This window comes from Bacillus sp. ok061 (assembly GCF_900108285.1).
Taxonomy (GTDB): Bacteria; Bacillota; Bacilli; order Bacillales; family Bacillaceae_G; genus Bacillus_A; species Bacillus_A thuringiensis_S.
In genome coordinates this window covers 1-19,738 of sequence record NZ_FNUW01000009.1, presented here as the reverse complement: position 1 = coordinate 19,738, position 19,738 = coordinate 1, and the positions used below count along the sequence as shown (strand labels likewise).

The following is a 19,738-nucleotide window of genomic DNA, read 5'->3' as shown; positions in this document are numbered from 1 at the left end:
ATACCAGGATATCCAAGAAATAGAAAAAAGCTATCTTATTATAAGGAAGATAGCTGAATATTTTGTATATTTAGTTTATTTCTCGTGTGATAGTTCGTGGCTGTTCAAGTGTGACAACTTTTTTATATTTAACTTGGTATAAGATGTAACAAACAATCATAAATGGAATGCCACAATAAAGAGCAATTCTTTGATCTGGAATGAAAGCCAAACTAACAAATGTAATAAAATTGAGTGAGAACGCTACGATTGGAACTAGCGGATAGAGCGGTGTACGATATTTTAAATCATTTATGTCGCCGCCATTTTTCACGAAATTTCTACGAAAGAAAAACTGTGAAGCGGCGATTGACATCCAAACGACAACGGCAGCCATTGCTGCAATAGATGTTAAAACTAGAAAGACAGTATCTGCCGCAAATACACTTGTTAATAAGGAAAGGCTAGCAAAAATTAGACTGAAAATTAATGCATTTAGCGGTACACCTTTTTTAGTTAATTTCGTAAATGCTGGACTTGCCATTCCTTGTTTTGCCATCGCCCACAGCATACGAGAATTTGCGTATAGACCAGAGTTAGCAACGGATAATACAGCTGTAATAATAACAAAGTTCATAATGTCTGCTGCATATGGGACACCGGCTACATCAAATACAAGTACAAAGGGACTTTCGACTAGATTAGCCTCTTGCCATGGGAGTAAACCTACAACAACTGATATCGCTAAGACGAAGAAGAAGAGAGTTCGCCAAATTGTATTTTTGATCGCTTTTGGAATTGTTTTTTCAGGATTTTCACTTTCTTCTGAAGCGATTCCGATTAATTCTGTTCCTTGGAAGGAGTAATTTACTGTAATCATCGTAAGGAGAACAGCTAATGCACCGTTTGGAAATAGCCCGCCATTTTCAGTGAAATTATGAAGCATCGGAGCTGGCTTTCCATTAAAGTCTAGTAGACCGAACATAACAGCGCCACCAAGTACGATGAAAATAACGATTGTTGCGACTTTTACACTTGCGAACCAAAACTCTGCTTCTGCATATGCTTTTGCTGATAAAGCGTTTACGAGGAAGAGCGCTGCTGCAAATGTAACGCACCAAATCCATGAAGAAACGTTTGGAAACCAGCGTTTCATTAAAATACTTACAGTTGTTAACTCTACACCGACTGTAACAGCCCAATTTAACCAATACATCCAACCGACAACAAATCCAAAACCAGGTGAAATGAATTTGCTTGCATAGCTTTGGAATGAACCTGCTTCTGGCATAGCAACAGATAATTCACCAAGACATAACATCGTTAAATACATAACAAATCCACCGACTAAAAATGCAAGAATAGCGCCACCAGGTCCGGCATTATGGACGATTTGACCAGATCCCATAAATAGCCCGGTTCCGATAACACCACCGAGTGCAATCATAAATAGGTGTCTACTTTTCATTGTTCGTTTTAAATTTGTTTGTTCAATTTGTTGATTCATATGCCCCTCACCCCGTATCTTCTTGAATGTGTGAACTTCGTTTTATTCTGAGTTTTTAATCATTAGTGGGGGATGCAACACACACTCGGTTTATTTGCTATGAAATGAATGGAGCATGTAAAAAACGAACTATGACTAAATACTCTAAGAATGTTTGTTAACATGGTGATATCTTCACCATGTTAACAATTTTGATTTTAGCAAAATATTCTGGAAATGTATATTTATTTTTCTTTTTATTAAAAATAATTAGAATTTTTACAATTAATTCTATGAGCGATAATTCACATGATCTTTCTAGCAAACTAGTAAGAAGAAGGGTACAATGATAAGAGTTGTGTCTGTAAAATAATAATTAATGGAGTTTTGTTTATAATGAAAAAGTTAAAATATCTTTTTGTTTTTGGTATTATACTTGCTGCTGCATTTTTTATAGGGAAAGATAAAATCATGCAAAAGGCGCAAGTTCTACGCTTAGAGTTTCTATCTGAAATGAAAGAAGCAGCTATGATTGAAGATGTTCCGTTTATTAAACAATTACCAGAATTACCTCGAGGATGTGAAGTGACAAGTTTAGCTATGTTGCTGCAATATAAAGGTGTACAAGTAGATAAGATGCAACTTGCTAGCGAAATTCATCGTGTTCCATTTGAACAAAATGGTTTGCGTGGAAATCCTTACGAGGGATTTGTAGGAAATATTTATACAAAGGCAGAGCCTGGATATGGTGTATACAATAAACCAATCTTTGATTTAGCAGAAAAATATGTTCCTGAAAAAGTAATTAATTTAACAGGTAGAGACATGCAAGATATATATAAAGTAATTAGTTCTGGCTCTCCGGTATGGGTCATTATTAATACGACGTTTAAGCCGCTAGCTGAAAGTAGTTTTGAAACATGGAATACGAGTTCAGGCGAAGTGAAAATTACATATTATGAGCATAGTGCAGTAGTAATTGGATATGATCAAAACTTTGTATATGTAAATGATCCTCTGAAAAATAATCCACGTTTGGCTGTTCCACGAGCAGAATTTGAGAAAGCTTGGGAGCAAATGGGAAAACAAGCGATTACTATTTTATAATAAAGAAAAAGTCATCTTGTGGATGGCTTTTTCTTTTTGGTTTATCGTAATTGAAAATTCAGAAGATTCTTTTAAATTTTAACAATTCACGTTATAATAACATTTAACTTGGTGAAGAAGGAGTGAAGGGTTATGGATGTTGCAAAGGAACTTGTTTTGTCAAAAAATCAGTTAGTTGAGTGGAGAAGGCATTTTCATAAGTATCCAGAGTTATCTTTTCAAGAAGAAAAAACATCGCAGTTTGTGTTCGATATACTTCGGAAATTTCCATATTTAGAAGTGTCACGGCCGACTAAATATAGTGTGATGGCAAAGTTAGTAGGTAAACAGCCGGGCAAAACAGTTGCGGTTCGAGCCGATATGGATGCTCTTCCTATTCATGAAGAAAATGAGTTTGATTTTATTTCTACATATAAAGGTGTGATGCATGCGTGTGGTCATGATGGACATATAGCGATATTACTTGGGGTTGTACATAAGTTAGTAGAAGCAAGAGAGAAGATTAAAGGGGAGATTCGTTTTCTATTCCAACATGCTGAAGAAAATTTTCCTGGTGGTGCAGAGGAGATGATTGCGGCAGGTGTAATGGAAGGTGTGGATTATATCATTGGTGCTCACCTTTGGGCGTCGTTAGAGGTTGGAAAAATAGGCGTTATTTATGGTCCTGCAATGGCTGCGCCGGATGTTTTTAAAATTAGGATAGAGGGAAAAGGTGGACATGCTGGAATCCCTCATGAAACGGTGGATAGTATCGCAATCGGAACACAAGTCGTTTCGCAACTTCAGCAAATTGTATCTCGCCTCACGAATCCATTAGATTCTCTCGTAATATCCGTTACGCAATTTCATGCGGGGACAACTCATAATGTAATACCAGAGCAAGCGGAGATTGAAGGGACAGTGAGAAGTTTAAGACATGAGTTACGAGGTGAAACAGAGAAGAAAATTGAGCGGATTGTGAAGCATATTACGGAATCTTATGGAGCGAAATATACGTTTTCTTATGAATATGGATATCGACCAGTTGTAAATAATTATGAAGTTACAGAGCTTATTGAACAAACGGCATTACAACTTTATGGAAGAGATAGAGTTATTCGTTTGCAGCCGACGATGGCTGGAGAAGATTTTTCAGCGTTTTTACAAAAGGCACCAGGGACATTCTTTTTTATCGGAGCGGGAAATAAAGAGAAAGGTATTATATATCCTCATCATCATCCTCGTTTTACAATTGATGAAGATGCATTACCGATTGGAGTGGAAGTCTTTGTATCAGCCATTATGAATTTTATAAGTAAAGGAGAATGAGATGAAGAAAATACACATCCTAGCGCTAATTCCAGTTCTTTGTTTAGTAGTCGGGCCAATATTTGCGAATTCAGTTACTCCTTACGTATTAGGGATGCCATTTTTATTATTTTGGGTATTATTATCAGTGTTTATTACATCTCTTTGTATGGGGCTCGTGTACGCGTTTGATCCTGCTAATAAGGAGGATGTAAAATGACTGCATTACTTATCATTATTTTATTTTTGTTTCTCGCACTATTTTTAGGGATTCGGGCACAACATGGAAAAGATATGAATTTAGAGCAATGGTCAGTTGGGGGGAGAGGATTTGGCACTATTTTTGTTTTTCTCCTGATGGCAGGTGAAATTTATACGACGTTTACATTTTTAGGGGGAAGCGGCTGGGCGTATAGTAAAGGAGCACCTACCTTTTATATTTTGGGATATGGTGCTTTAGCTTATCTTTTATCGTATTTTTTATTACCACCAATTTGGAAGTATGCGAAAGAGCATAACCTTGTTTCGCAGTCGGATTTTTTTGCGAAGAAATATAGAAGTAAAGCGCTTGGACTTATTGTTTCAGTTGTTGGTGTTGTTTCCATCATCCCATATCTTGTTTTACAGTTAAAGGGACTGGGAATTATCGTTTCAGAAGCTTCTTACGGAAGGGTGTCACCTGTTGTTGCAGTATGGATCGGTGCTATTGTTATAACTATATATGTAATGGTTTCAGGTATACACGGTTCGGCTTGGACGGCTGCTTTGAAGGATATTATGATACTGTTTATCGTTATGTTTTTAGGTATATATTTACCGTATCATTATTATGGAGGATTTCAGCCGATGTTTGAGGCTGTAGAAGCAGCGAAGCCGGGATTTTTATCTTTACCTGAAGAAGGAATGAGTATTTCTTGGTTTGTTTCTACTATTATATTAACGGCCCTAGGTTTTTATATGTGGCCTCATACATTTGCTTCTGCTTTTTCTGCAAAAAATGAAAAAGTATTTCGTAAAAATGCAGCAATTATGCCATTGTATTCTTTAGTGTTACTTTTCGTATTTTTTGCAGGGTTTGCTGCTATATTGCAAGTTCCTGGGTTAAAGGGAGCGGATGTGGATCTTTCGTTATTCCGTCTTGCTTTACAAACTTTTGATCCTTGGTTTATTGGAATTATTGGTAGTGCGGGAGTATTAACGGCGTTAGTTCCAGGCTCTATGCTTGTTATGGCGGCTTCTACACTGTTAGCGAAAAATATTTATCGAACGATGGTTCCATCTGCTTCAGATAGACAAGTTGCTAAAGCTGCAAAGTTATTTGTACCTGTAGTAACGCTCGTAGCAGTTTTATTTACATTTAAAGGAGGAGAAACAATAGGAGCCCTTCTGTTAATGGGATACAGTATCGTTACACAACTTTTCCCTGCACTTGTTTGTAGTTTGTTTCCACGCCAGGTTATTACGAAGCAAGGAGCGATTGCAGGAATGGGAATGGGGTTATTAGTTGTTGCATATATCACTTTATCGGGCTCTAATATAGCTACGATGTTTCCGAGTTTTCCGCAGTCTATAAAAGATTTAAATGTAGGTATAGTCGCATTGTTAATTAATATGATTGTGATGTTTGTAGTTAGTGGATTTACAAAAAGTGTATCTATAAAGAAAAACAGCATAATAGTAGAAAAGTAATTCGTTTATTAGAGCTATCTTTGAAAAGAGATAGCTCTTTTTTGTATATATTTTCTTCTATTAGCGGAATCTAACTAAAAACTTGTTGAAAAGGAAGTTAGGTGGGGAAATTGTTAGAGCTTGAAGGTAACTTATTTGAAGTCATGAAAGAAATTAGGGATGAGTTAGGTTCACCTAATGATTTAACAATTAGAGAAGTTGCTCTTGCTGGGAGGTTTACACGTTGTGCGGTTGTGTTTTTATGTGGATTAACAGACAAGGATAATGTTTATAAATATGTCGTTCGTACGCTGCAATACGAAGAAATTCCAAGTGAGGAAGCCGTTGTTCAAACGTTATTGGATCGCTTTATTTCTATCGCAGAAGTGGGTGTAAAGACGAAGTTTCCAGACATTATGAATGCGATTTTAGCGGGAGATACAGTTATATTAATTGATAATATTCAAACTGCTATCGTTATTAATAGTAGGGCTTGGGAGAAGAGAAGTTTAGAACCACCAGTGACAGAAGATTTAATACGCGGACCGAGAGTTGGATTAAATGAAGATATTAATGTGAATAAAATGTTAATCCGACGTAGTTTACGTGATCCAAAGTTGAGGTTCCAATCTTATATTATGGGGAAGCGATCGCAGAAAGAAGTAACCCTAGTATATATAGAAGATATTATTAATCCTCACATTGTAAAAGAGTTAGATCGCCGTCTTCAATCAATAGTGACAGATGTCGTTTTGGAAACAGGTACGATTGAACAATTAATTCAGGATAATAATTTATCCCCATTTCCACAGTTTTTGAATACAGAGAGGCCTGATAATATTATAGCCTCATTAGCGAAAGGAAAGGCAGCCATTTTGGTAGACGGATCCCCATTTGCTCTTATTGCGCCACTCGTATTTGTTGATATTTTTCAATCTGTAGAAGATCATTACGAGCGCTGGGTGATTGGAACGTTATTACGATTTTTACGTATGGGTTCAGGTATAATTGCGGTTTTGTTACCAGCTATGTATGTAGCACTTGTATCTTACCATCAAGGGCTTATTCCTTCTAAACTGGCTTATTCAATTGCAGGTGCTAGGGAAGGTGTTCCGTTTCCAGCGTATATTGAAACGTTAATGATGGCCTTGACTATGGAATTAATACGAGAAGCTGGAATCCGATTGCCGAAACCGATGGGACAAACGATAGGGATTGTAGGAGGTCTTGTAATTGGAGAAGCTGCGGTAAATGCAGGGATTGTAAATCCATTTTTAGTTATTATTATTGCAGTTACTGCGATTGCTACGTTTTCGCTTCCTGTATATAGCATTACAATTACGTTCCGAATTTTACTTTTCGTCTTTGTATTAGCTGCAACGGCTTTTGGTTTGTATGGGATTATTCTAGCTCTGATCGCACTTGCTATTCATATTACAAATTTAACAAGCGTTGGTATACCGTATACAACTCCAATTGCTCCTGCATTTTATAAAGATTGGAAAGAAGAATTTATTCGCATGCCAAAATCGATGTTGAAAGATAGACCAGAGTACTTACAAACAAAAGATTCTACAATACGTCCAAAGGAGCGAAAATAATTGAAACCATTTGAGTATGGCGATGAAGAGATTGGATCTCGGGAAATTGGGTTTGCGGTATCATCGACCATTATTGGTATAGGAGCATTGTCTATGCCAAGAGATATTGCTAACCAAACTTTATTTTCGGACGGTTGGATTATTTTGCTTTTGGGTGGATTGATCTGTACAGTTTTAGGTTGGTTTGTGACGAGGGTGGCAATCTTATTTCCGAAACAAAATTTTGTTCAATATACGAGTGCGCATTTGACGAAGCCTGTTGCATACACAATTAGTAGTATTTTAGTATTAACGTTTGCTGCTTTGACAGCATATGAATCGCGAATGATTTCAATTATTTCTCAAACGTATTTATTTAGTGATACACCAATACAACTACTGTCTTTCTTCTTCTTACTAGTTGTTATTTATGGAATAGCAGGATCAAGAGCAGCCTTATTAAGGTTAAATGTTTTATTCTTACCTATTGTTTTAATTGCGATAGTACTTCTTTCTTTATTGAATATAAATTTAATGGAAATAAATAATTTACTACCAGCTTTTCAAACGAAAGTAAGTCAATATGCTGTTGGAGTTAAAAATTCTATTTTTACGTTTATTGGATTTGAAGTAGCTTTATTTTATGCGGTGTTGCTGAATGATAAGTCAGCGAAAAAAGCGCCAATGGCAGTCGCGAAAGCGGTGATGGTAAACGTGTTGTCATACATTTTAATTTATGTAACTTGTATTAGTGTTTTTACGTATATGACCACACGTGGATTGACATATCCAACAATTGAATTAGGGAAAGAAATTGAAATTGGCGGAGGGTTTTTAGAAAGGTTTGATGCGATTTTTTTTACGACTTGGATTATTACTATTTATAACACTACAGCAATGTATTATGACGTCGCATCTTTATTGTTTTGTGCTATGTTTCCGAAAGTGAAGAAACATATTTTTATTTTCGTAAGTGCCCCTATTATTTTTATGGCGAATATGATACCTAGTAGTTTGAATGCTTTATCGAGTTATGGGACTTATTTAGCTTGGATAGATATGGGGTTTGTTGTGTTAGCGCCTTTGCTCGTTTTAATTGTATATAAAATAAAAAGAAGGAATGGTGGAAATGAAACACCTTCTTAAAATTATAATGGTTATGACTTTAACTGGATTTATGAGTGGGTGTTCTGAGTTAGAAGAGATAGAAGAAAGAGGATTTGTAGTAGGAGCGGCTTATGATATCGTGAAGGAGAAGAAAGCGAATCCAATTATGAAAGGGACGTATCAAATGGTACTTCCTAGTAAGTTAGCGCAGCAAGGTGGACAAGGTGATGGAGATGGCGAAAATTATATTAATGTTAGTGCGAAAGCAGATAGTGTGTTTGAACAAATAAGAATAATCGCTAAAAAAATTAGTCGTACATTATTTTTCCCTCATATACAAGTGATTATTTTCTCTGAAGAATTACTTTCACATCCATACATTTTACAAAATACGTTAGATGTGTATATTCGCGATCATGAGATGAGAAGAAATATCCGTTTGTTCGTTTCTAAGAAAAATGCAGAAGCTATTTTAAAACAAAGTGCCAAGCCTGAAAATTTACCGGCGCAGTATATTGATATGTTAGCTGAACACCCTCCGAAAAATGCCCAAATGATTGAGGCTGCAAGAATTGGTGAGGTACAGGAAAAGATGATCTCTAACCGAAGTTTTGTATTACCTATTCTTGAACTAACAAAACAAGGGGTACAAATGAACGGTGCAGCATTGTTTCGCGGGAAAGATAATAAGTGCGTGGGGCGTTTGAGTGGAGAACAAACGTTAGGAATGAATTATATAATAGGTAAAAAAATTGGAGGTTTTTTTACCATCCGTAAAAAGAATCAACTTATTACATATGAAATTCATAAGTTACGTCGAAAAATTAAAGTATCCACAACGAATGCTACAAAACCGAAATTTAATATTCATTTATTTCTGGAGGGTACAATAGCTGAGTTGCACTTTAGTGATCATAAAAAGGTTTTGAATGAAAAACGTTTAGAGAAGGATATATCGGAAGAAATGGAGGAGCGTATTCAAAAGTCGATTAAGCTTGTTCAAAAAAAATATAAGGTAGATGTATTAGAGTTAGGGGAAGTGTATAAGAGACATAATTATAAAGAATGGACAAAAATAAGTAAGAATTGGGATCAAGGCGAAAATTACTTTAGTAATGCTGAAATTACTGTTCACGTTCATCCAACAATTGAACATTCAGGTTCAGCTTTACCGAAAAGAGTGAAATAAGGTGATGAAAGTTGTTTACTGGATTAGGAATTAGTTGCACGATATTAATGGCGGTGCTGCCGGGGGCTATATATTTCATTCATAAAAAACTCACAACGTATGGAGCGCAGCCGTGGAATACTGATGTACAAAAAAAGAAACCTGAATGATTTTCAGGTTTCTTTCGGGCAAAGCATATGTGAAGGGGGATGCCTTCTATGTATGCTTTGTTTTATACAAGCCCTAACCAATGTACCAATTGTGTAGAGAGGAATGTAACAACAATGGCGATAACGGTAGGGATTGCAAACGATAAGAATGTCCATTTTGCACTTTTTGTTTCTTTATATATGTTAACCAGTGTCGTTCCGCATGGGAAATGAAGAAGTGAGAACAACATTGTGTTTAACGCCGTTAACCAAGTCCAACCATTTTCTAAGAATAGATTTTTAATTTGATTAAAATCATCTATTTCAGTTAAAGCTCCGGTTGATAAGTAAGACATTAATAAAATCGGGATAACAATTTCATTCGCTGGTAGTCCAAGAATGAACGCAGCTAGAATAAAGCCGTCAAGTCCTAACATTTTAGCAAATGGATCTAGGAAGTTTACAAAATACATAAGTAGACTTGTGTCACCGATAAAAATGTTAGCAAGTAACCAAGTTAATGCAGCCGCAGGGGCAGCAACAACTACAGCTCGTTTTAAAACATAAACTGATTTATCGAGTGTTGCACGTACAATTGTATTCCAAACCTTTGGCTTACGGTACGGAGGTAACTCAAGTGTGTAGTGAGTTGGGACGCCTTTTAAAGCTGTTTTTGATAGCACCCAAGAAACAGTTAATGTCATAATAACACCAATTACAACCATTCCAACTACAACGCCAGCAGTAACCAATGTTTGCATACTGCCTGTATAACCAGCAGCCATAAATAGTGAAGCCATTAAAATTAACATAGGCCAGCGACCGTTACAAGGAACGAAGTTGTTCGTTAAAATTGCTAGCATGCGTTCACGTGGTGATTCAATGATACGTGTTGACATAATGGCTGCTGCATTACAACCAAATCCCATTGCCATTGTTAAAGATTGTTTCCCGTGTGCGCCGGATCGTTTGAATAAGCGGTCCATATTAAACGCGACACGTGGTAAGTATCCATAGTTTTCTAATAGCGCGAACATAGGGAAAAAGATTGCCATAGGTGGTAACATAACGCTAATAACAGCACCGATACCACGGAATAAACCAAGTATTAAAATGCCATGTAACCATTCAGGTGCATGCACTGCTTGGAACCAAGATGTTAAATATCCTTCGGCCCATCCGAAGAATTCGGCAATCATATCAGATGGTACGTTAGCGCCTGCGATTGTAAGATAAAAAATAATAGATAAAATACCGAGCATAATTGGGAATCCCCAGATTGGAGATGTGAAAATTTTATCTAGTTTTTCGGAACGATATAATTTATCAGTATTTGTATATTGAACGGATTCTTTACATATGCTTGCAGATGTTCGATAAATATCTCCGACTATATCATCTCGTATATCTTCTTTTGAAAGTGTTTGTGCATGTTGAATAATATAGTCTAATGGAAGAGCTTTACTGGCTGAGTGAGATTCCATTAATTACGACCTCCCTTACAAGTGGTTCATTATGGTGTTTTTGAAGTGTAGTTAAGAAATTTTTATCTCCATCCAATATACGTAACGCAATCCAACGTGCTGGATACGTATCACCGAACACTTTATAAATTTGTGGTTCTAATTCCTGAATCATATTTTCGATTTTTTCGCTGTAAGTAATTTTAATTGGTGTTGGAATTAGTTTTTTATTTGCTACTTTTGCAATAACATTTAGTAAATGACCAATGCCTACTCGGTTACGTGCTGAAATTTTAACTACAGGTACACCAAGTGATTTTGCTAATTTTTTTTCATCAATAACAATACCTTTTTTCTCGGCTTCATCAATTAAGTTAATGCAAATGACTACATTGTTTGTCATTTCCATCACTTGGAGTGCTAAATTTAAATTTCTTTCCATAGCAGTTGCGTCTATGACAACTACAGTTACTTCTGGTTTTTCAAATATAATATAATCCCTCGCCACTTCTTCGTCCGCGGAATTTGAGTATAGTGAGTAAGTTCCAGGTAAATCTATTAATGTATAAGTACTTCCGTTATGTTCATATTCTCCTTCAGCTTTTAAAACAGTTTTTCCCGTCCAATTTCCAGTATGTTGTTTTAAACCTGTCAAAGTATTAAATAATGTACTTTTCCCGGTATTCGGGTTGCCAGCTAAAGCAATACGATGTTTGCTCATCTGAAATCATCTCCTATTAATACCCCGAAAATAAGGGAACTTTCTTCTTTTCGCAGTGCAATAGTTGTGTTGCTCACTTGATAGGCGACCGGATCTCCAAGTGGACTGCGTTGCAATACTTTAATCGTTGCCCCAGGGATAAATCCTAAATCTAATAAACGTCGTTTCATAGTTCCTTCTAATTGTATCTTCTCAATTTGTACAAATTCCCCTGTTTTAAAATCGGAAAGGGGTTTAGTATTAGCCGATACCATAAAAGTTACCTCTTCTCTATATTGTTAGTTTTAGTTTAAAAAGTTTCCTTAGGTAAACTTTTTGTTAGTAATATAGTAGACTACATTGGATGATGCTGTCAATTAGTACTTTAAAAATATTCATTTAATTTTAGAATTGTTCCAATTTATTTAGTTGTACTAAAAAATATTACTGAAATTCTTTTTTATGTGCATAAATTAGGCGTGTAAAAGTTACAAAATACAGCGGAATTGTAAATATAACTTTAACTAAAAAGGAAAAAGAGAGAAAAACATTTACATTGAATTTACATTGTTAAGAATAAATTTACATTACAGCATAGTTAGTGTGGTTTTTGTTGGATTCTTTAACTGCAAATGTTGGGATTCATAGATTTTAAGGGTTATTATCGTCATTTACTTAAAATTAAAAATTGCTTAACACTCACATAATATTGTTGTCCTACAATGAATTTGTGTTCGAAAGAAAATGAATTCGAAAAGTGATAATCCAAATGGGGGTACAAGACATGGTTATGAAAAAAGGTATTAAATTCTCTTTAGCAGCTTTAGTGGTAGCAGGAGCATTAGTTGGGTGTGGAAAAGCAGAAGATACAACTAGTAAAGAAACTGCTAAAGGAAGCGATAATACAAAACAAGAATTATCGGGTACGATTGCAGCAGCTGGTTCTACAGCTCTTCTACCTCTTGCGGAGGAAGCTGGAAAGAAATTCATGGAGAAAAATTCAAAAGTTTCTATTCAAGTTCAAGGTGGCGGTAGTGGAACTGGGATTAACCAAGTAGCATCTGGTGCAGTACAAATTGGTAATTCAGATGTTCCGTCCGGAGATAAAATAAAAGATGCTGAAAAGGCGAAAGAATTAGTAGATAACAAGGTAGCGGGTATTGCATTCGCTCTTGTTGTAAATAAAGATGTAAAAGTTGATAACTTAACAGTGCAACAAGTACAAGATATCTTCACTGGAAAAGTAACAAACTGGAAAGAAGTAGGCGGAAAAGATGAAAAAATCAACGTAATTAATCGTCCAGCTTCATCTGGTACACGTGCTACATTCGAAAAAACAATTATGAAAGACGCGAAAATCAATGATGGAACTGGAACAACACAAGATTCTAACGGTGCAGTAGAGCAAGCTATCAATTCTACTCCAGGTTCAGTAAGCTATTTAGCAATGTCTTACATGGTGGGCGATAAAAAAGGTGCACTGCAAACAGTGAAAATTGATGGTGCTGATCCAAAAGTTGAAAACATTGCGTCTGGTAAATATCCATTCTGGTCTTACGAGTATATGGTAACAAAAGGTGAAGCGAAAGAAGCAACAAAAGCTTACATCGATTATGTAAAAGGTAAAGACTTTGAAAAGCAAGTAGAAGATATGGGCTACATTCCAATGTCTAAATTAAATAAGTAATCAAATTTATGGGGCTGGCTGCAAGGCCAGTCCTGTTCATTTCAATCTGTGAAGTGGGGTCTGTCCTGTGATGAAGGGGAAAAAACAAATTAATTACGTGAAAAGTGAATATATAGGAAGATCACTTGTTACGTTTTGTGGTATTTTTATTGTTTTAATTACATTAGCTATTATTGCGTTTATTTGTGGTAAAGGAATTCAATCTTTTACACAAAGTGGCATCTCGTTTACTGAGATGTTAACATCGACAAAATGGAATCCAAATGCTGATCAAGGATCTTTTGGGGCTTTAATTTTTATTGTAGGTTCAACAGTGGTTTCGTTAGGTGCGGTTATTATTAGTGCGCCAATTGCTATAGCTCTGGCTATATTCATGAATTTAATTTCGCCGAAGTTTGGAAATAAAGTATTGAAGCCTGTTTTAGAATTATTAGTCGGTATTCCGTCAGTAGTATACGGATTATTAGGGGTTACGATTTTAGTTCCGCTATTACGTGATTCGTTCGGGGGAGTGGGCTTTAGTTTAATTGCGGGTATCGTTGTATTAAGTATTATGATTTTACCTACTATTGCTAGTATCGCTTCTGATGCAATACGCTCTGTTCCATTTGATTATTTAGAAGCTTCTTATGGCCTAGGATCAACGAAATGGCAAGCAATTAGCCGAGTGATTGTTCCTGCTGCGAAAAAAGGAATTTTAACAGGTGTTGTTTTAGGTTTAGCACGAGCTTTTGGTGAAGCGCTAGCCGTTCAAATGGTAATCGGGAATACGATTAAATTACCAGAAGGAATATATAGTCCGACAGCAACGTTAACTGGTATTTTGACAATGGACATGACAAATACATTGAACGGAACTGCTTGGAATAATGCGCTATGGACTTTAGCGATGATTTTACTTGTTATTTCATTCCTGTTTATTTTAGTAATTCGAGCGATTGGGCAAAGAGGTGAGCGATAATAATGAATGCAAGAACGGTAAATAAAGTTTGGACGGGTATCTTTTATGCGGTTGCTGCTTTGGTCGTAGCTATGCTAGTGTTCTTAGTGTTTGAAATTTTACAAAAGGGATGGGGTTTTTGGGATCCTAATTTCTTGTTTGGAGAACCAAGTAATACAAGAGCTGGTGGTGGGATTGGTCCGCAGTTATTCAATTCCTTCTACATGCTTGTTATAACGCTTATTATATCTATTCCTCTTGGACTAGGTGCTGGAATATATTTAGCAGAGTATGCAAAACAGGGGCGCTTTTTAAATTTTGTTCGTTTATGCATTGAGACAATGGCGTCTTTACCATCTATTGTTGTTGGTTTATTTGGTTTGTTAGTGTTCGTTACAATGACAGGCTGGGGATACACAGTAATGGGGGGTGCTCTTGCTTTAACTATTTTAAACTTACCAGGTTTAACACGTGTTTGTGAAAATGCTATTTCAGAAGTGCCTCATAATATAAAAGAGGCAAGTCTTGGATTAGGTGCAACAAAGTGGCAAACGATCGTTCGTATTATTATCCCATCGTCATTACCGCAAATTATTACAGGGATTATTTTAGCGGCGGGTCGTATATTTGGGGAAGCGGCAGCATTAATTTACACAGCGGGTTTAACATCCCCGATTTTAAATTCAGCAGCGGACTTCTCGAGTCCTGCGCATCCTTTAAATCCGTTTAGACCAGCTGAAACGTTAGCAGTTCATATTTGGAAGTTAAATTCTGAAGGGTTTATTCCAGATGCGAAGTTGATTGCGACAAAATCTGCAGCTGTATTAATTATTATGGTATTACTATTCAATGTCATTTCACGCTTGATAGCATCTGTATTGCATAAGCGCTTTACAGGAACGAAAAGAAAAAGTAAAACGACGAAGAAGATAAAAGCGGCATAAGTTACAAAGGAGAACTCTCTATTTATAAGTAGAGGGTTCTTTTTGCGTTTTAATATAGAAGGAAAAGGCGTAGCGATTGTTGAATTTGTAATTCGTTATATAGATAAAGAGGTGAAAATGAGGGAGTGGATTTAATTTGTTTTTTCTGCAAATGTCAGGTTTTCCAGGGGCGGGAAAATCCACAGTTTCTAAGTATATAGCGAAGTTAACAGGTGCTATAATTGTAGATCATGACGTTTTGAAATCAGCATTGTTAAAATCACTAGAAGTGAAAGGTATTGAATCAACGATTGTTGGTGGACTTGCATATGATGCCGAATGGGCATTGATTGATTCTTATTTAGAACAAGGGCATAGTGTTATATTGGATAGTCCATGTTTATATGAGGGAATGGTTGAAAAAGGGATTAAATTATCAAATAAACATGGTGTGAAATATAAATATATTGAGTGTTATCTTAATGATATGGAAGAGATTAATGTGAGACTGCAAACACGTAAGCGTATGATCAGTCAAATTGAAAAAGTGGAATCGGAAGTAGGTTTTAAAAAGTGGTTAAATGGTAGTAAGAAACCTTTAAATAGTGAATATCTTATTGTAGATTCTAGTGAACCTCTAGAGCGGTATGCGGAAAACATGATAGATTATATGAGTAGATAGAGAAAAGGCGTTATCTTCATTCGTGAAGATAACGCCTTTTGGTTTTAAATATCGGGTGTTTCTGTAGAAGTGCTTATTTTTCTACGGGAGCGCCTTTTTCTCCCGATTTTATCTAATAGTTCATACATAACTGGAACGGCTACTAATGTAAGAACAGTTGAGACTGCTAAACCACCGATGACAACTACGGCTAAACTTTTTGATACCATACTTCCTGCTTGCGATTGACCGAATAAGAGTGGTAGCATAGCGACGATTGTTGTTATAGCCGTCATAATAATTGGACGTAGTCTAGTAGAACCTGCTTCAAGTAAGGCTTCTCTCGTTTCCAGTCCGTGTTCCCGATTTTGTTGAACTCTTTCTATTAATACAATAGCGTTTGTAACGACAATCCCGATTAACATTAATGCACCGATTAAGGAATTTACATCAACAGGTGTTCGTGAAATGATTAATCCTAAAATACCACCGACAGCAGCTAATGGCAGGGAGAATAAGATTGCAAAAGGAGCGCGTGCTTGCCCGAAGGTGATAACCATAATTAAATATACAATCCCGATTGCAATCCCCATAATTTTGAATAGATCTGTAAAATTCTCTTGCATAGATTCAGTAGCTCCTGCGATATTTACTTTTGCACCGCTAGGTAAATCTAAGTCATTTATCGCTTTATTTACTTCTATGTTTACTTTACTTAAATCTTCATTTGAAGCTTCGGCGGTAATTTGAATTGTTTCTTTTCCGTCTTTATGGAAAATTTCTGTTTGTGTTTGTTTTTCTGAAATAGTTGCGATGTCTTTTAAAGGAATTGGTCCATTAATAGGTGATAGTATGTTTGTGTTTAAAATATCGTCTTGTTTATTCATGTTTTCCTTTTTGTGTTCTATCATAATAGTAGTTTTTTCATTATTAATTGTAATTTCGCCAATAGGCGATCTCTTCATAAGGAATGCTACTTGTTGCGCAGCTATTTCTGGTGTTAAGCCTAGTTGTTCAGCCTTTGTTTGATCAATATGAATTTGCCATTCTTTCTTAGAGTCTTCTAAATTCGTTTTTACTTTAGAAAGATTATCCATGCTTTTTAGTTTTGTTTCGACGATAGTAGCCGTCTCTTTTAAATTCGCTTCGTTAGTAGCTGTTATGTTAAATTGCAAATTGTTTTCGCCGCCAGAGCTTGAATAACTTGTTTTTATATAATCCAGTTCAGCAGGCTCGAAAGTTTTATTTTCTTTTTTTAACTCTTTAATATATTGATCGATATCAGAACCTTTTTTAAAGACTACAAATATACTGGCAAGGTTATTTTTAGTTGTTTGCCCCCATTGTGCATCTTCTGCGCTAGATCCCATTCGTAAAATAACGTCTGTTACATCTGAATTAGAAAGTAGTTTCTTTTCGAAATCAAATGCTTTTTGTTTTTGAGCTTCAGTATTATAATCGGCTGGAAATGTCATGTTAATAGATAACATTGTGTCGTCTTCCGATTTTATGTTTGCTTTCGGTAGTAATATATAGGCTGCGATTGATCCTACAAATAATAAAAAGGCAGTAAGTAGAATAATGAATTTATGAGAAAGAGCCCACTTTAACGTAGCGACATATCTTGGTGAAGAACTTGGTTTTCGATGCTTTGTTTTTTTGAGTAGTAAAAAAGCCATAAGTGGAACAACTGTTAGTGCAACGATTAAGGACGATAGAATAGAATATACAACTGCTAATACCATAGGTAACATTAATTTTCCGATTGCTCCTGATACGAGGCCGATAGGTAAAAAAACAGCGACCGTTGTTAAAGTAGAAGAAGTAATTGCGACGGCGACTTCTTTCGTTGCATCGAGAATAATATCTTTAGAGAAAGAATCTTTTTGTAAACGGCGGAAAATATTCTCGATGACAACGATACTATCATCGACGAGACGTCCAACCGCAACAGCTAAACCACCAAGGGTTAAAATGTTAAGTGTGATGTTAGATTGATGTAGTAAAAAGAGTGTTAAGAAAATAGATAATGGAATACTGACAACAGCGATGAGTGTTGTTCGGAAGTTACGTAAAAAGATTAAGATAATTAGAGTTGCAGCGATTGCTCCAAGTATTACTTCTTTTCCCATGCTAGTAACAGCATTTTCAACTTGTTCATGGGTTGAGGCTAAAAGTTTAATAGAAAATTGATCTTTATATTGCTTATTTATCTCTTTAACTTTGTTATCAATCTCTTTTCCGATTGCAACTGCATTTTTACTTGGTTCTTTCATGATGATTAATCCTGTGCCTTCTTCTCCGTTTATATGTGAAATTGTATCGTAGTGTTGTTTGAGTTCAATTTGAGCAATGTCTTGTAATTTCACTTGAGGTGCTACAGTGATATTCTTAATGTCATTTGTATTTTTTATGTCCCCAATGACGCGAAGGTTGTATTCTTCCTGATTAACAGTAATTGCTCCAGCTGGAGTAGAAGTTTCTTTTCCTTGTAAAACAGTGAGTACCTGCTGTGATGTTACGTTTTTGTTTTTTAATAGATTCGGGTCAAGTACGATAGATAATTCAGAGGTTGATTTTCCGAAAAACATAACATTGGCAACACCATCAATACTTTCAAGTTGTGGTACGATTTCTTTTTCGATTTGTTTTTCATCGGCTTTTGAAAAACCGTTTTGTTTCTGGATAGTAATTTGGGCGAGTGGAATCATAGAAGTGTTTAATTGACTAACTACGGGCTTGGTTACATCTTTAGGTAATTTAATTGCATTGATGGCTTTTTCGACTTCGCGTGCTGCATCTTTCATATTTGCTTTGGACGTATACGCAATGTCGATGCGTGATAATCCTTCGTGCGTAGAAGAAGTGATGGTATCGATATGTTCCAAATTACGAAATTGTTTTTCGAGAGGGTCAGTTACGTCCTTTGTCATCGTTTCGGCGTCAAGTCCCTGAGATAAGGTTGTGACGGTGATTGCTGGATTATCGATACTTGGCAAAAATTCCATAGGTAATTTAGAGCCGGAATAAACACCGAGTATGGAAATGAGAAAAACCATGATGATAATGGCGGAGCGGTTTTTTAATGAAAACTTTGTTAACCTGTCCATAAAATAATTCCTCCATTGCTTTATTTATAGTTGAATACGTCCTTTCTTACTATATAACAAAAAATGGATATTTTTCATTAATTAAATGTAAAAAAATTCTAACAATATTCTTAAGTTTATATTTGCGTTGGAATGTTGTTATTTGTAGAGAATTAAATTTTTGAATGGGAAGGGGTTAATGCGTGTGGTTGGCTGTTTAATGGGGATGTAATTTTTTCTTACGGCTAATTTATCTCGTTATTCTATAGAAGGATAATTATTATAAATTTTAATATAGAAGAGAATGAAAATCTGGGAAGGTATTGTGAAATGCAATTTGGTTGAATGAAGTGTAGTAGTATACAATCAGAATAACTATTTTTAGTAGAAAGGATAACAGTTTTTTTTATAGAAAAAGTAGGATAGATATTTTTTTGTTTTTTATAAAAAACACTTGTTATTTAAAAAACGTGATGGTATATTAATAAACGTCGCTGATGCGGAAACGCAGAAAACGACAAAAAAGAAATTAAAAAACATAGTTGACATCGAAAAATGAAGATGTTAATATGATGAAGTCGCTTCTGAAGCGGCGGACAAGTTCTTTGAAAACTGAACGAAACAAACAACGTGAAACGTCAATTTTTATTTTTAGATGCTAGACAAACTAACTTTATTGGAGAGTTTGATCCTGGCTCAGGATGAACGCTGGCGGCGTGCCTAATACATGCAAGTCGAGCGAAT

17 protein-coding genes and 1 rRNA gene are annotated in these 19,738 nt (G+C 35.7%); 13 read left to right on the top strand and 5 right to left on the bottom strand.

Annotated elements, in window-relative coordinates:
• Positions 1–70 precede the first annotated feature (70 nt).
• The gene (locus tag C4S65_RS13980; RefSeq protein ID WP_103945263.1) at positions 71–1,486 is read right to left on the bottom strand and encodes an amino acid permease; all 1,416 of its coding nucleotides are present in this window, start codon (positions 1,484–1,486) and stop codon (positions 71–73) included.
• A 375-nt stretch (positions 1,487–1,861) separates the two neighbouring features.
• On the opposite strand from C4S65_RS13980, the gene C4S65_RS13975 reads away from it, so the two are divergent.
• From C4S65_RS13975 to C4S65_RS34370, 8 genes are all read left to right on the top strand, one after another.
• Positions 1,862–2,572: a C39 family peptidase gene (locus tag C4S65_RS13975; RefSeq protein WP_000734488.1), complete on the top strand. Its 711-nt coding sequence runs from the start codon at positions 1,862–1,864 to the stop codon at positions 2,570–2,572.
• A gap of 132 nt (positions 2,573–2,704) precedes the next feature.
• Positions 2,705–3,880, top strand: a complete 1,176-nt coding sequence (locus tag C4S65_RS13970; protein WP_000382133.1) for an amidohydrolase — start codon at positions 2,705–2,707, stop codon at positions 3,878–3,880.
• 1 nt (position 3,881) lies between these two features.
• Positions 3,882–4,079: a DUF3311 domain-containing protein gene (locus C4S65_RS13965; protein WP_000719835.1), complete on the top strand. Its 198-nt coding sequence runs from the start codon at positions 3,882–3,884 to the stop codon at positions 4,077–4,079.
• Positions 4,076–5,548 carry a sodium:solute symporter gene (locus C4S65_RS13960; RefSeq protein WP_000125940.1) on the top strand — a complete coding sequence of 491 codons (1,473 nt, stop codon included), beginning with the start codon at positions 4,076–4,078 and terminating at the stop codon, positions 5,546–5,548. The genes C4S65_RS13965 and C4S65_RS13960 overlap by 4 nt, the downstream gene beginning before the upstream one ends.
• Positions 5,549–5,649: 101 nt before the next feature.
• Positions 5,650–7,128, top strand: a complete 1,479-nt coding sequence (gene gerLA, locus C4S65_RS13955; RefSeq protein WP_003306323.1) for a spore germination protein GerLA — start codon at positions 5,650–5,652, stop codon at positions 7,126–7,128.
• Positions 7,129–8,253 carry a spore germination protein GerLB gene (gene gerLB / locus C4S65_RS13950; RefSeq protein WP_000802019.1) on the top strand — a complete coding sequence of 375 codons (1,125 nt, stop codon included), beginning with the start codon at positions 7,129–7,131 and terminating at the stop codon, positions 8,251–8,253.
• Positions 8,237–9,403 (top strand): spore germination protein GerLC, encoded by a 1,167-nt coding sequence (gene gerLC / locus C4S65_RS13945; RefSeq protein WP_000681638.1) that lies wholly within the window; start codon positions 8,237–8,239, stop codon positions 9,401–9,403. The genes gerLB and gerLC overlap by 17 nt, the downstream gene beginning before the upstream one ends.
• 11 nt (positions 9,404–9,414) lie before the next feature.
• Positions 9,415–9,552 (top strand): hypothetical protein, encoded by a 138-nt coding sequence (locus tag C4S65_RS34370; RefSeq protein ID WP_000493991.1) that lies wholly within the window; start codon positions 9,415–9,417, stop codon positions 9,550–9,552.
• 62 nt (positions 9,553–9,614) lie between these two features.
• Here C4S65_RS34370 and C4S65_RS13935 read toward each other — a convergent pair whose 3' ends face one another.
• Genes C4S65_RS13935 through C4S65_RS13925 form a run of 3 tightly spaced genes read right to left on the bottom strand, consistent with a single transcriptional unit; the run spans position 9,615 to position 11,969 of the window.
• Entirely contained in the window at positions 9,615–11,015 is a 1,401-nt protein-coding gene (locus C4S65_RS13935; RefSeq protein ID WP_000443607.1) for a nucleoside recognition domain-containing protein, read from the bottom strand.
• Complete coding sequence (locus C4S65_RS13930) at positions 10,993–11,715, bottom strand: FeoB small GTPase domain-containing protein (protein WP_000033873.1); 723 nt, start codon at positions 11,713–11,715, stop codon at positions 10,993–10,995. Before C4S65_RS13930 ends, C4S65_RS13935 begins: the two co-directional genes overlap by 23 nt.
• On the bottom strand, positions 11,712–11,969 hold the full coding sequence (locus C4S65_RS13925) for a FeoA family protein (protein ID WP_000252988.1): 258 nt from the start codon (positions 11,967–11,969) through the stop codon (positions 11,712–11,714). The genes C4S65_RS13930 and C4S65_RS13925 overlap by 4 nt, the downstream gene beginning before the upstream one ends.
• 509 nt (positions 11,970–12,478) lie before the next feature.
• On the opposite strand from C4S65_RS13925, the gene C4S65_RS13920 reads away from it, so the two are divergent.
• The 4 genes from C4S65_RS13920 to C4S65_RS13905 all read left to right on the top strand — a co-directional run bounded on the left by C4S65_RS13920 (position 12,479) and on the right by C4S65_RS13905 (position 15,926).
• On the top strand, positions 12,479–13,381 hold the full coding sequence (locus C4S65_RS13920; protein ID WP_000245111.1) for a phosphate ABC transporter substrate-binding protein PstS family protein: 903 nt from the start codon (positions 12,479–12,481) through the stop codon (positions 13,379–13,381).
• 70 nt (positions 13,382–13,451) lie between these two features.
• The gene (gene pstC, locus C4S65_RS13915; protein WP_000676676.1) at positions 13,452–14,342 is read left to right on the top strand and encodes a phosphate ABC transporter permease subunit PstC; all 891 of its coding nucleotides are present in this window, start codon (positions 13,452–13,454) and stop codon (positions 14,340–14,342) included.
• Between the two features lie 2 nt (positions 14,343–14,344).
• Entirely contained in the window at positions 14,345–15,265 is a 921-nt protein-coding gene (gene pstA / locus C4S65_RS13910; protein ID WP_097820791.1) for a phosphate ABC transporter permease PstA, read from the top strand.
• 136 nt (positions 15,266–15,401) lie between these two features.
• Complete coding sequence (locus C4S65_RS13905) at positions 15,402–15,926, top strand: AAA family ATPase (protein ID WP_061668140.1); 525 nt, start codon at positions 15,402–15,404, stop codon at positions 15,924–15,926.
• 44 nt (positions 15,927–15,970) lie between these two features.
• Here the strand turns inward: C4S65_RS13905 and C4S65_RS13900 are convergent, their stop codons facing one another.
• Positions 15,971–19,015 (bottom strand): efflux RND transporter permease subunit, encoded by a 3,045-nt coding sequence (locus tag C4S65_RS13900; protein ID WP_098838582.1) that lies wholly within the window; start codon positions 19,013–19,015, stop codon positions 15,971–15,973.
• Between the two features lie 652 nt (positions 19,016–19,667).
• On the opposite strand from C4S65_RS13900, the gene C4S65_RS13895 reads away from it, so the two are divergent.
• A 16S ribosomal RNA gene (locus C4S65_RS13895) occupies positions 19,668–19,738 on the top strand; the annotation flags it as partial.